This is a genomic window from Sulfuricurvum sp., from assembly GCF_022759005.1.
Classification (GTDB): domain Bacteria; phylum Campylobacterota; class Campylobacteria; order Campylobacterales; family Sulfurimonadaceae; genus Sulfuricurvum.
The window spans coordinates 1-13,300 of record NZ_JAEMQA010000150.1; the positions used below are offsets into that span (position 1 = coordinate 1).

General features: G+C 42.2%; 15 protein-coding genes and 1 pseudogene. All 16 read left to right on the top strand.

What is annotated here, in order from left to right; all coding sequences use genetic code 11:
- Positions 1–395, top strand: a pseudogene (locus JHC35_RS08950) (threonine ammonia-lyase); the annotation flags it as partial.
- A 12-nt stretch (positions 396–407) separates the two neighbouring features.
- Complete coding sequence (locus JHC35_RS08955) at positions 408–2,537, top strand: hypothetical protein (RefSeq protein ID WP_295044434.1); 2,130 nt, start codon at positions 408–410, stop codon at positions 2,535–2,537.
- Complete coding sequence (locus JHC35_RS08960; RefSeq protein WP_295044437.1) at positions 2,538–3,407, top strand: phosphatase; 870 nt, start codon at positions 2,538–2,540, stop codon at positions 3,405–3,407.
- 55 nt (positions 3,408–3,462) lie between these two features.
- Positions 3,463–4,317 carry an NAD(+)/NADH kinase gene (locus JHC35_RS08965; RefSeq protein ID WP_295044440.1) on the top strand — a complete coding sequence of 285 codons (855 nt, stop codon included), beginning with the start codon at positions 3,463–3,465 and terminating at the stop codon, positions 4,315–4,317.
- Positions 4,317–5,858: an AAA family ATPase gene (locus tag JHC35_RS08970; RefSeq protein ID WP_295044444.1), complete on the top strand. Its 1,542-nt coding sequence runs from the start codon at positions 4,317–4,319 to the stop codon at positions 5,856–5,858. The genes JHC35_RS08965 and JHC35_RS08970 overlap by 1 nt, the downstream gene beginning before the upstream one ends.
- Positions 5,855–6,631 carry a TatD family hydrolase gene (locus JHC35_RS08975; RefSeq protein ID WP_295044447.1) on the top strand — a complete coding sequence of 259 codons (777 nt, stop codon included), beginning with the start codon at positions 5,855–5,857 and terminating at the stop codon, positions 6,629–6,631. Before JHC35_RS08970 ends, JHC35_RS08975 begins: the two co-directional genes overlap by 4 nt.
- A gap of 15 nt (positions 6,632–6,646) precedes the next feature.
- Positions 6,647–7,861 (top strand): lytic transglycosylase domain-containing protein, encoded by a 1,215-nt coding sequence (locus JHC35_RS08980; protein ID WP_295044450.1) that lies wholly within the window; start codon positions 6,647–6,649, stop codon positions 7,859–7,861.
- 7 nt (positions 7,862–7,868) lie between these two features.
- Complete coding sequence (locus JHC35_RS08985; protein ID WP_295044453.1) at positions 7,869–8,660, top strand: septal ring lytic transglycosylase RlpA family protein; 792 nt, start codon at positions 7,869–7,871, stop codon at positions 8,658–8,660.
- Positions 8,661–8,662: 2 nt separating this feature from the next.
- A complete protein-coding gene (gene hisB / locus JHC35_RS08990) occupies positions 8,663–9,235 on the top strand; it encodes an imidazoleglycerol-phosphate dehydratase HisB (RefSeq protein WP_295044456.1) in 573 nt (190 codons plus the stop codon).
- Complete coding sequence (locus JHC35_RS08995; RefSeq protein WP_295044459.1) at positions 9,232–9,723, top strand: HAD hydrolase family protein; 492 nt, start codon at positions 9,232–9,234, stop codon at positions 9,721–9,723. The genes hisB and JHC35_RS08995 overlap by 4 nt, the downstream gene beginning before the upstream one ends.
- Entirely contained in the window at positions 9,724–10,233 is a 510-nt protein-coding gene (gene lptC / locus JHC35_RS09000; protein WP_295044462.1) for an LPS export ABC transporter periplasmic protein LptC, read from the top strand.
- An 11-nt stretch (positions 10,234–10,244) separates the two neighbouring features.
- Positions 10,245–10,733, top strand: a complete 489-nt coding sequence (gene lptA, locus JHC35_RS09005) for a lipopolysaccharide transport periplasmic protein LptA (RefSeq protein WP_295044465.1) — start codon at positions 10,245–10,247, stop codon at positions 10,731–10,733.
- Positions 10,730–11,341: a ribosome biogenesis GTP-binding protein YihA/YsxC gene (gene yihA / locus JHC35_RS09010; protein ID WP_295044468.1), complete on the top strand. Its 612-nt coding sequence runs from the start codon at positions 10,730–10,732 to the stop codon at positions 11,339–11,341. Before lptA ends, yihA begins: the two co-directional genes overlap by 4 nt.
- Entirely contained in the window at positions 11,338–11,799 is a 462-nt protein-coding gene (locus tag JHC35_RS09015) for an N-acetyltransferase (protein ID WP_295044471.1), read from the top strand. Before yihA ends, JHC35_RS09015 begins: the two co-directional genes overlap by 4 nt.
- The gene (locus tag JHC35_RS09020; protein ID WP_295044473.1) at positions 11,766–12,221 is read left to right on the top strand and encodes a hypothetical protein; all 456 of its coding nucleotides are present in this window, start codon (positions 11,766–11,768) and stop codon (positions 12,219–12,221) included. The genes JHC35_RS09015 and JHC35_RS09020 overlap by 34 nt, the downstream gene beginning before the upstream one ends.
- On the top strand, positions 12,218–13,300 hold a 1,083-nt coding region (locus JHC35_RS09025), incomplete at its 3' end, for a penicillin-binding transpeptidase domain-containing protein (RefSeq protein ID WP_295044476.1). The genes JHC35_RS09020 and JHC35_RS09025, both read left to right, overlap by 4 nt.

Genomic DNA, 13,300 nt, shown 5'->3' on the forward strand with positions numbered 1-13,300 from the left:
TGGTCGAGGGGGCAGGTGCTGCGGGCGTTGCGGCATTGTTTCATCATAAAGTTTCACATCGAGGCGATAAAAACGTCGGAGTTGTCCTGAGCGGCGGGAATATGGATGTAACCCTCTTGTCGATCATTATCGAAAAAGGGTTAATCAAGTCAGGCCGTAAAATGAAATTAACCGTTACGTTGATCGATAAACCGGGAACATTGATGCAGTTGACACGCATGTTGCAAGATCTCAATGCCAATATCGTCCATATCGAATACGACCGAACTTCGACATCGTTGGCATACGGAGATGCGAATGTCACCATCCACCTTGAAACCAAAGGTGAAGTGCATCAACAACAAATACGCGCTGCACTCAAAGAGAACCGCTATTTAAGCAGCGAAGAGTTATAAAGGGAGCGTATAATGGATGTTTCAAAAGTATTGCATTTTAAACATCCGATTCTCTTTTTAAAAACACTTTCAAACGGAAATTTGGGTGCAATAGATGCTCAAAATGCTCTGCGCATTATTGATGCTTCGACCTACGAAATATTGGGTGGATTTAAGACCAATATCTTACATGAGCGTCTTATCGGCAGTTATGTCGATATGACTCCGGATGCCGAGTATTCTGCTTCTGCTGTTTTAGGCACCAATCAGGCAGCCGTTTTCAGCTTATCCCAGCGCAAAGTACTTTATAAGACGGGATTGCATAACGGTGAAGTGAGCAGTGTCGGATTGGATCCAAACGGACGCTATCTTGTGACGTGCGGGGAAGACGGAAAGTCGTTTGCATGGGTGTTAAAGACTTCCCGTTTGGCATTTACTTTGCCGCAGCATGAGGATTATGTCAGTACCGTTGCGTTTAGTGAGAGTGGACAATGGATCGCGACAGGAAGCGGCGATATGAGTATTAACCTTCTTAATGTCGCCATGATGAACAAGCCCATCAAACTTCGAGGTCATAAAGCTGCTATTGCAAAAATCCTTTTTCTTCCGGATGCGAAATTGCTTTCAGCCGATAAAGAGGGACATCTCATTGTTTGGGATATGAGCACCGCTAAAATGTTGGTATCGCTTAAAAAAATGGATGGAGAAATAAGCTCCGTTTGTATCAGCAAAACAAAGCGGTTCGTATTTGTGAGTACCAAAAACGGGAATATCGGGCTCTATGATATGACATCGATGGAGCAGATTAAGCCCAACTATTTAACTTTTCAAGGTACGGTAACGTCGATTGCATTTTTAACCGATCCTATCCGTTTAGCAGTAGGGATGATTGATGAAAAAATAGAGTTCTATCCCCTTTTAGGAGATGAAGAACGGTATGCCCAAAAGATTAAAGAGGGGGAGTATAAACCTTTCTACGACGCATTGGAAGATAACCCGATGTTTTATTATTCTAAAACATATGAAGCCGCTGAAAAGAGTTGGTCCGATGTTTTAGAAAAAGGCCGACAGCTTCTCGAAAAAAACGAACGACAGAAAGCCAAAGAACTTTTTGCCCCTTTTGCAACGATAGCGAAAAAAAATACACTGATTAATCAGATGTTCAATTCGTATGAGAAATTTGAGCAGTTTGAACACAGTGTACTAGAGGGTCGTTTGTCGTTGGCATACTCACTGGCAAAACAATATCCTGCGTTCCAAGAAACAGAGCTTTACCGTAAAATGGAGTTGACGTGGAAAAAACTCTTCTTTAAAGCCCAAGAATTGATTTTGACTCCCAACGGTGATGAAAAAGCAAAAGAACTTTTTATACCGTATCGCGGTATTTCTGAAAAAACGATGTTGATTCAGCAGATGTTTGAAGATCGTAAAATGTATATTTATTTCAAAAAAACGATTGCACAGCACGATTACGTCAAATTTTTTGCGTTGGTCAAAAAACACCCGTTTTTAAAAGAGTTCAGCGAATACAGCGAAGTGATGGAGTATGCCGATAAGCTTTATATCCAATCACAAAAAGCGTATGCAAAAGGGGAATTCGCAACGGCTCGAAAAGCGTGTGAAATTCTTATCGCTTTTCCCGATTATTTTGTAGAAGCTCAGGAAATGATCAATACGATGCGGATAAAACATCTTTTTTATGAAGCGATTTCGTCCAATAATCTCTCCAACGCGTTTTCATACCTGAGTACTTATCCGTTGTTGTATGAAACCCCTGAAGCGCAAGCATTGGAACGTCAATGGAGCAGTGCGGTCGATAAGGCTCAGCGCGCTGCAGCAAAAGGGGATGTGAAGGAGACGTTTTGTGTATTTGAACCATATTTCACGATTCGTCCGAAATATGCAGCTATGGCGGCTGTCGTTGCGCAAGCCTATTGCGCCCAGTTAGAAAATAAAATACGTTCGAATGCACCCCAAAAAGATATTGAGAGCGGTATTCGACATTATATCAGGATGTTCGGAACGGATGATGGGATATTGGAGATTATCGCTTTGCTCAAAAAGGTGACTGTATCGACTTTGGAAACGGGTGCACTTAGACAAGGATCGTTCGAGTCATGGACACCGACCAACAGAGTCGATGATATTACACGAAGAGGGTAGATGATAGCGATTGATCTGGGCTCCAATACAATCCGTTTTATTGAGTTTGACGGTCAGAATTGGGGAAAAAGTTTCGAAAAAATCGTCCGCACGGCTGAAAACATCGGGAATACTCAGCGCATTGGAGACCAAGCGATAGAGCGGATTGTAGCCGCTATAGACGAAGCACGTACTCATATCGATTTGACTCAGCCTGTTCGAGCCTATACAACCGCAGCAATGCGTTTTGCAAATAACAGCGCAGAGGTATTGCAACGCATTTATGAACGCAGCGGTGTCTCTTTTGAGATCATTGACGCTCAAAAAGAGGCAATGCTAACCCTTGATGCGGTACGTTATCGAATGGAGCAAATAGGAAATATCCCGCCTCTATTTCTTTTAGCCGACATTGGAGGCGGATCGACTGAACTAACCCGCTGTGAGGGTAAAAACATCGAAACGGTGAGTCTGAATTTCGGTATTGTCACCATGAGCGAAGAGACGCAACACTCTATGGATGAAAAAATCGCAGTGTTTAAATCAAATATTGAAAAACATAGTGCCGGTGATTCACTATCTTTAGTCCTGACGGCAGGAACACCTACGACCATTGCAGCATATTTGAACGGAATGGATTATGAACATTATGATCCTCGAAAAATCAACGGCTATCGACTAAAACTATCCGATTGTTATCGTGTTTACGATGATTTGCTTCAAATGGATGAATCGATTCGGATTCGATATGTAGGGATCGGAAGAGAGAACCTGATTATGGCGGGAATCCTCATGGTAACCGCAATTTATGAGGCGATTGGAACAGATGAAGCGATTATCATCGATGACGGACTGCGTGAGGGGATAGCACTTGAGTATTACAAAATGTCATAAATTTTGCCCTGTGTTTCATTTTTGTTATAATAAGTAAAAAAGAGAGGGGTTAGTATTGAAATTAAATAATATTAAGCGCGTCGGTGTTCTTTTGCGCCCCTCAACTCCTGAACTTAGAGATATGTTTTTTGAAGCCAAAAGGATTTTCGAGTCACGCGGCATAGAGGTTATTATTGACAATATTAGCGGCGGGATGATCGGAACGATGGGTCAGCCGTTTGACATGATGTGTCAAAATTCCGATTTTCTCCTTACAATAGGGGGAGATGGTACTCTGATCTCAGCCGTACGGCGTTCGTATCGTTATCAGCTACCGGTACTCGGGGTACATGCCGGAAAACTCGGTTTTTTGGCAGATTTGGATTTTTCTGATCTTGAACCCTTTGTTGATATGATGATTGCGGGTGAATATCGTATCGATCAACGGGCTATTTTACAAGCCACGGTCTCTACCGCAAACGGCGATACTACCATTTATGCGTTTAATGACATTGTTTTAACACGTCCTTCAATTGCGAAAATGATCAGCTTGGAAACCTATGTAGACGGACGGAGCTTTAATACCTATTTTGGTGACGGTGTGGTTATCTCTACTCCGACGGGATCAACGGCATATAATCTCTCCGCCGGAGGGCCGGTTCTTTTTCCGTTGACTCAGGTATTTGCATTGACGCCGATTTGTCCGCACTCGTTGACGCAGCGTCCCGTCGTTTTGCCCGGACATTTTGAAATTGAGATGAAAACGCCCGATCTTTCTGCTTTGGTTATCGTGGACGGGCAGGATTTGGTTGAAATCAGCGACAAAGATACGGTACACATTAAACTCGCCGGTGGTGCGGCACATTTGATCCACAGCAAAGAGTTCAATTATTTTGAAGTACTTAAAGAGAAATTGGGATGGGGTAACTGATGATTGAACGCTTTTATCTAAAAGAATTTTTGACGTTCAAAGAAGCAGCATTGGATTTTCATCCGGGGTTGGTCGTTTTTACCGGTCCCAGCGGAAGCGGTAAATCGATCTTGATGCGTTCGATTTTAGCCTCCGTAGGACTGGATAGTGTGGAAGCATCGATTTGTGAATCTTCGGTTAAATGGGAGATCGATGAAGAGGAATACGGAATAAAGAACGATGAGATTAATATTTTCCGTCACGTAAAAAAAGACAAAACTTCTTATTTTATCAATAATCAACGTACCTCAAGAAACTCTATGGAATCGATCAGTTCAGCATATTTAAGACATTTGAGTTTAAAAGATTACAGCGATTTTGAGCCCTCGGCACTCTTGGATCTGATCGACAATCGTGTCATCGCGCTCAATCCGGATCATCAAGCACTGTTAGAACAACACTGCTCAGGCTACAATGATTACAAGAGATTAAGCGACGAATTGAAAACGATTGAAGAACAAGAAAAAAAATTATCGGATCTCAAAGAATTCGCCCAATTCGAGATCAACAAAATCGATGCAATCAATCCGCGCATTGGTGAAGATGAAGAACTGACCCAAATTAAAAAACAACTCTCAAAAAAAGAGAAGATTGAGCAGGCTATTTCACAGGCTCACTCGATTTTTGCGTATGAGTCTTCGGTTGGTTCGGCACTTGGGCTCCTCGAAGTCGATAGCTCATTTTTTGATGATGCGATGAATGAACTCCGAAATGTATTTGAAGGGGCCTCTGAACGGCTCGAAGAGCTTGAAGAAGTTTCGGTAGAATCGGTGTTGGATAGAATTGAACAAATTGCTGAACTCAAACGTCGTTACGGCAGTGTTGAGGAAGCGTTGGCATACCGTGATAAAAAAAAGGTCGAATTAGAATCGTATGAGAGCATAGAACACTTCAAAGATGAATTGATCAAAAAAATCGGCGAGCTCAGAATCTCTCTGGATGCTTCGGCCTCCGTTCTCTCTGAAAATCGTCGTTCAGTACTCTCCGATACGCTCAAAGGGCTCAATAACTATTTAAATATGCTTTATCTAAGAGAAGCAACCCTGTCTCTTGAAACCGCATCGCTCGGTGCAACAGGCAATGACACCGTAGTTCTTGGATTGAGCGGGACGAAACTTGATAAACTCAGTTCCGGTGAGTTTAACCGTCTTCGACTTGCTTTACTGGCATTGGGTGTGGAAACGATGCAAAATACTGGAGGGGTATTGATGCTCGATGAGATTGATGCGAATCTCAGCGGTGAAGAGTCGATGAGTGTTGCCAAAGTGCTTCGTCATCTTTCGACACGCTATCAGATTTTTGTTATCTCTCATCAGCCTCAGCTCACCTCAATGGGGCAGCAGCATTTCTTGATTTACAAAGATGATGAAAGCCGTGTCCGTGAATTGGATGAGAGTGAACGGATAGAGGAGATCGCACGTATTATCAGCGGTGATGCTATCAGTGACGAAGCACGAGGTTTTGCTCGGGATTTATTTGAACGTTCACGGGGGCATGCATGATTATCGATACCCACATTCATCTCGATGATGAACGCTATCGTGAAGATTTTGATGAAATGATGAAGCGTGCCCATGAGACAGGGGTTGAAGCGTTCATTATCCCCGGTGCCCATCCGGGAACGCTGGAGCGTGCCGTAGAACTTGCGGAAGCGTATGAAAACATCTATTTTGCCGTCGGTGTTCACCCCTACGATATGGAAAGTTTCGAAGAGGTTGATTTTGAACGTTATGCCGCTCATCCTAAATGTGTGGCGATCGGCGAATGCGGATTGGATTATTTCCGTCTTGAAGGTTCAGAAGATGAAAAAGCATCGGAGAAAAAACGTCAGGATTATGTTTTTCGCGAACACATACGCTTTGCGAAAAAAGTAAAGAAGCCGCTCATCGTACATATTCGCGATGCGAGCCACGATGCGAAAATGGTTCTAATCGAAGAGGGGGCTGATGTCGTGGGGGGAGTGCTCCATTGTTACAATGCCGACGATGAACTGCTCTCTCTTGCTGATCACGGGTTTTATTTTGGGATAGGCGGGGTCGTGACGTTTCAAAATGCGAAAAAACTGATCAATATTCTCCCCCGTATACCGCAAGAGAAACTTGTCATTGAAACGGACGGTCCGTATTTAACGCCGCATCCTCATCGCGGAACGAGGAACGAACCCTCTTATACCCGTTTTATTGCCGATAAAATGGGAGATTTATTAGGGATGGATAGTGCTCAAATAGAGTCGCTAACCTCCAAAAATGCAAAGCAATTATTCGGGTTAAGGTAACAATATGGAGGGGATATGAAGCGCCGATTATTGCTGATACTTTGTATCCCTTTGTGGCTTATGGGAGGAGGATTCGATCCGAATGATGTAAAAAAAATCGAAGTTCTCCGCCATTTCGATCTTCCCCCTTCTTATTTGCAAGATCCCTACTTACACGATGCCTACGATCAGAAAAAACGTGAATGTATGTTGCAGGGGATTACCGATATATCCGAAGATTCGGACGTATTCATTCCGGTGCTTTCTTCTCTCATTGCACAATCGGATTTGCCGAGTGAATTTTTGTTTGTCGTACTGGTCGAATCACAATTAAACGGAAACTCCACCTCATCCAAAGGGGCGGCTGGTTTTTGGCAATTCATGGAGAGTACCGGAAAATTGCAAGGATTACAGGTTAATAAATTTGTTGACGAACGGCGTGACCATGTAAAATCGACCCGTGCGGCGATCGCCTATTTGAGCAGTTTGAAAAAGCAATTCGGTAAATGGTATTTGGCTCTTATCGCGTATAACTGCGGTGATGGAAGATTAAGCCGTGCAATATCAAAAGCGGGAACAACCGATATACAAGTACTGACCGATCCAAAAAGGACCTATTTACCGCCGGAGAGTCGTAATTATGTTCGAAAAGTGGTCGCTTTGGCATTGTTGGCGACGGAAGATGTATTTCTTTCAAAATTTCAATTCGATACGTATTCGACTGCACCTCAGGAGAGTAAAATTGCGACCGTTTATCTCCCTGAAGGGGAAAAAATCGATCGTATCGCCGCTGTTCTTGAAATGCCGAAAAAAAATTTATTAAAACTCAATACTCATTTAAAAAAGGGAGTCACTCCCCCTAATGAACAAGCCTATCCTGTCTATATTCCACAAAACAAATTGGATGAATTTCGACAGAAATACCGACCGAAAGATTTTAAAGGGTATTTTGTTCTGGACCGCGTAAAATCAGGAGAAACGATAGATCAACTCTCCAAACGGTACAATGTTTCCAACTCCTCAATTATGATGGAAAACATGATCGGAGATGATGAACGAAATTTGAACAGACGTGTTAAAATTCCCATCAACAAGCCATTTCTTAATCCCCGTTTGCACAAAGCAAAATCGGGTGAAACTCTGGTTTCAGTCGCAAAAATGTATAATATAACACTTGAACAGTTAAAATTGAAAAATCCATTTATAACGAATACGCTGCATGATGGGGAGGAAGTAAAGATTGGTGATTAGGACACTTGTGACAGTTTTGATTGTTTTGTTCAGCGGATGTACGACAAGAACGGGATCGTATTCGTATCAGCCGATAAAGCCTTCACAAAAATATCCTTCCGAAAACTTATCGTCAGAATCTTCAACCGTGTATAAAAAAAATGGCGATTACCAAGCGACAATGCGCCCTTATACCGTTTTCGGCAAAGAATATTATCCCACGGTTGTCCATGTGGGAGATACCTTTATGGGAACAGCCAGTTGGTACGGTCCTGATTTTCACGGAAAGTTTACTTCCAGCGGAGAGGCGTATGATATGTATGCGCTGACGGCGGCACATAAAACTTTGCCGATGAATACGGTCGTGAGAGTTACCAATACCGAAACCAATGCACAAACCGTTGTCCGGATCAACGATCGGGGTCCTTTCGTTGAGAATCGGATCATCGATCTCTCTTATTCCGCCGCGGAACAAGTAGGTGTTTCCAAACGGGGAACGGCACAAGTTAAGTTGGAAGTGTTAGGTTTTGAACCGACTTCTGCTAGAACGATTGATATGAAAGCCATCGCCAAAGGTCCAAGAGAGAGTCTCCTTACTAACTTTTTTGTCCAAATCGGTTCGTTTGAACGATTTGAAGGGGCAAAATATACCAAAGAAAAATACGGATCTTTTCACGGCTATTCGGCAATCATAAAAGATACACAGTATAATAACAAACGACTATTTCGTGTATGGCTTGGTGGATTCAAAAGTGAAGCCGAAGCGCGCGATTTCATTTCACGGGGCTATTTTGAAGGCTCCTTTATCATAAGGGAATAACGATGATTCAAAAAAAACGTACAACCAAAGAGACCGATATCGATTTATCACTTCGTATTGCCGGAGAGGGAAAAAGCACGATTTCGACAAAAGTAGGTTTTTTGGATCATATGCTTGAGAGTTTTGCCAAACACGCACAAATCGATTTGATGGTAACGTGTGAAGGGGATATTCACATCGACGATCACCATAGTGTCGAAGATATCGGAATCGTATTAGGTCAAGCATTGCGTGAGGCTATTTATCCGATTGAGAAAGTGGAACGCTTCGGAAGTGCCACCATTGTCATGGATGAGGCGGCAGTGTGCTGTGATTTGGATTTGAGCAATCGCCCGTTTTTAGTTTATGATGTGCCTGTATCAGGGAAAATCGGCAGTTTTGATACGGAATTGGCAGAAGAGTTTTTTCGGGCGGTGACCTTTAATGCCGGCATTACCGCCCATATCATTATGGTGCGCGGTAAAAATAAACACCATATCATTGAAGCAGCATTCAAATCACTTGCCGTTGCACTTCGCCGAGCTTTGGCACATAATGATCGTGCGGGCGTTCCGAGTACCAAAGGGGTTTTATGATCAAGCTCCTTATTTTGGATGTAGACGGATGTATGAGTGACGGTAAAATCATCTATACAGCCGATGGTTTGGAGCTCAAAAACTTCAATGTCAAAGACGGCTTTGCTATCAAAGCGTGGGTCAAAATGGGGCATATTGCAGCGATTATTACCGGTCGGGATTCGGCGATCGTTGCTCATCGGGCAAAAGAACTCGATATTGCGCATCTTTATCAAGGGGTGAAAGACAAATGCGCCGTTGCGATGCAGATGTGTGCTGAACTCGGAATTGAAGCGCATGAAGTTGCTGTTATCGGTGATGATTTGAACGATTACACTTTGCTTCAATGGGCTGGACAAGCATACACTCCGAATGACGGTTCGGACTATCTGAAATCGTTTGCCGAAGTATTGGAACGGTGCGGAGGCGATGCGTGCGTACGTGAAATGATCGAAAAAGTGATCCGACGCAACGGCGAAGAAGAAAAATTTTTAGCACTTTGGATTTAAATGTCGATTAATCTATTTTTTCTCCTTTTGATCGCTCTATTAATGGGTATGTTTACCTATTTCTCTCCCGATTATACGATGCTGGATAAAAATAAAGATACTCCTCAGATTGAGCTTTCCCATTTTACTTTGTATGAAATTTCTCCCAAAAAGATTGATCATATCTTAGAGGGGGAAGAGGGGAAAAAGTTTGAAACGCGCTATGTGGTAACATCAGCTAAATTTAGCGATAATACGAAAACGATGTTTCACTCTCTTCGTGCGAATCACGTTGAGTATCAAAACGATCTCTTAACCTTGAATGGCGATGTCCGATATGTGCGGCAAGACGGACTAGAATTTCGTTCCAAAGAGGGGACGTATAACACAAAAGAGTCATTGATTCAAACAAAAGGCTCTTTTGTTATTACGAAAAATGCCCACCGAATTGATGGAACGACACTCAATTATAATACTAAAAAAGATACGGTAAGCGCCGATCGCGTATGCGGTGTTTATCAATTGAAATAGGAATGCTTCCGATGATAAAAAAATTACTGTTATTGCCACTTTTGATGAGCATGGGGTGGGGCGAAGAGCTCAAAGTTGTTTCCGATAATTTCAAAGGGGATCAGCAAAAGGGGATTTCTGTCTTTACCGGAAAAGTAAAAGTGACCAAAGGGCTGGATGAGCTTAATGCCTCTAAAGTGACAATTTATACCGACAGTGACAAAAAACCGATGAAATACGTAGCGGAAGGGGATGTCTCATTTTATATCGTGACAGAATTGAATGAGAAATACAGAGGGAAATCTCAAACCGCCATTTATCTTCCAAATGCAAACGAATATCAATTTTTCCAAAAAGTAGATCTCATCCGATTGGACGATTATCGACGGGTAAAAGGGGATAAAGTGATCGTTAATACGGTTGCGGGCAACGCTTCGGCAGAAAGTACCAATCAAGAACCGGTTATTATGACATTTACCCTTCAAGATAAAAAAAATAAAGACAAAAGCCCCTCGAAATGATCGAAATTATTGATGCTAATTTCGTGACGTCCGCGCCGAACATTCGTCTTGCTCCGGAAAATGAGTATCACAATGAAGTAGCGTTTATGGCTCGTTCTAATACGGGGAAAAGCTCTTTGCTTAATTCATTGACACAGAGAAAATCGTTGGCGAAAGTATCCGCAACACCCGGAAAAACACGCCTTATTAATTATTTTGATGTAGTATTTGCCGATCGAGAAAACAATGAGCGTTTGAGTGCAAAATTTGTCGATTTGCCGGGTTTTGGGTATGCCAAAGTGGCCAAATCGCTTAAAATCGACTGGGAAAAAAATTTAACGGATTTTATTTCCGAACGGAAACAAATCCGCATTTTTGTCCATTTGATCGATTCTCGTCATCCTGATTTGGCGATAGATCACTCCGTGAGCGAGTATTTATTAGATATTTGTACTCCAGAACAATATATTGTAACGATATTTACAAAAATCGATAAATTGAACCAAAAAGAGCTCTCCGAATTACGAAAACGATTTCCGAATGCATTGATGGTATCGAATTCGAAACGCAAAGGTATCGATGCTATTGTTGCGCACTTTTATGATCTGCTTAAAAGCGAAACTGTATGAGTATAACCTATAAAAAACCGACATTGCACGACATTCCGGCAATGCAACAGCTTGTTGCGCCCGAGATCGAAAGCGGTGTCATTTTACATCGAAGCAATGATGAAATTGCGACCAATATCCGATCCTATTTTTTAGCGCTGGACGGAGAAAAATTGGTTGGTTTTGTGGCACTGCATATCCATTCACCGATTTTGGCTGAGCTTCGTTCCATGATTGTCGACACGGGATATAGAGGACAAAATATCGGTAGTTCACTTGTTCAAAATGCCTGCGATGAAGGACGCCGTCTTGGATTGAAAGAGGTATTGGCGTTGACCTATCAGCAACGCTTTTTTGAACGTTTGGGTTTTTATGAAATCCCCAAAGAATCTATTCCAGAGCATAAAATCTGGGCAGATTGTATTAAATGTAAACATTTTCCGGTATGCAACGAAGTCTCCCTTATCAAAACGTTATAAGTCGGCTTTTTTTAGTCGTCCTCTTTATCGGATATATCAGTTTAAGCAGTATCTATCTACTGATGCCGCCTTTATTGGCCGTATTGTTTTTTGCGTATCACAACGCATTGACAAAGCATGATCTTTTTGGCTTAACGACGATTATCGTCATGCTTTTGGTTTTAGAAGCGGAAAAAGGGTTTTGGTTCGGAAGCACGGTTTTATTTTTTACGGTGATGTCCCGATACCTTTTGCCGAAAATTGAACAGGTTATCCGATGCAAAATGTGTATGACAGCCATTTTTGTCGCTATTGCTTATCCGGCATTTTGGGCGTTTATATGGTTTGTAAATCAGCTCTTTTTGTTGAGTGTGCCTCAAGTTGACTGGCATATTTTTTTGTATATGGTTATTGAATTTTTGATGATTGCGGCGTTCATATGAAAATAAAGATTTTGCTTACTTTGTTTACAATTATTTGGATCGGTTTGATAGTGCGTGTTTTTCATCTCTCCGTTCAATCCAATGATTATTACGAATCTCTTTCCGAAAACAACAGCATTAAATCAGAACTGACCCCTCCGGTAAGAGGAGAGATTCTCGATCGTAACAATGAACCGATCGCAATCAACGAACTGGGATTCAAAATCGCGCTTGCTCCCCATTTGACCAAAGGGAAAGACCGTACGCTTTTGGACAAAGAGATAGCATACATTGTGTCAATGATCCCATCGCTCGATCCACAGAAAATTGCAAAAACGTACATTCAGGAGGATTCGTACTACAATCACTCCTTTATCGATGTCGTCGATTTTATTCCGCATGAAACGATCATTCCGATTTATTCCCTATTGAATTTACGGGGAACGATAAAAATTTCCCCTTCGCCAAAGCGCCTTTATCCATACGGATCGATTGGTGCTCATGTGATCGGTTATGTGGCAAAAGCAAATCAAAAAGAGATTGATGCCGATCCGTCATTAAAACTTTTGGGGCATGTCGGTAAAAATGGGATTGAAAAGTACTACAACGGCTATTTGCAGGGGGTTGCGGGAGAGCGACGTATCAAGGTCAATGCGCATAATGTTGAGATTGAAGAGATTGGACGGAGTGCGACACAAGAAAATCATAATTTGGTATTGAATCTTGATATGAAGCTTCAAAGTTTTATTACACAAGCGTTTGAAAAACGGGTGGGTGCAATCATTGTTATGGATGTCCACGGTGCTATCTATGCAGCCGGAAGTTACCTTGAATATGATCTCAATGCATTTGTTTCCGGTATTAGCCCCGAAGAATGGAATGCTCTCATGACAAGTGTTGACTCTCCATTTACTAACAAAATGATTAACGGTCTGTATCCACCGGGATCAACGATTAAAAGTAATATGGGATTGCTCTATATTACCTCGGGCGTATGGAATGAGGGGACAACCATTATGAGTACCGGTTCGATGCGTTTAGGAAATCGAACGTTTCGCGACTGGAAGAAAAACGGTCACGGTGCAACCAATATCACCAAA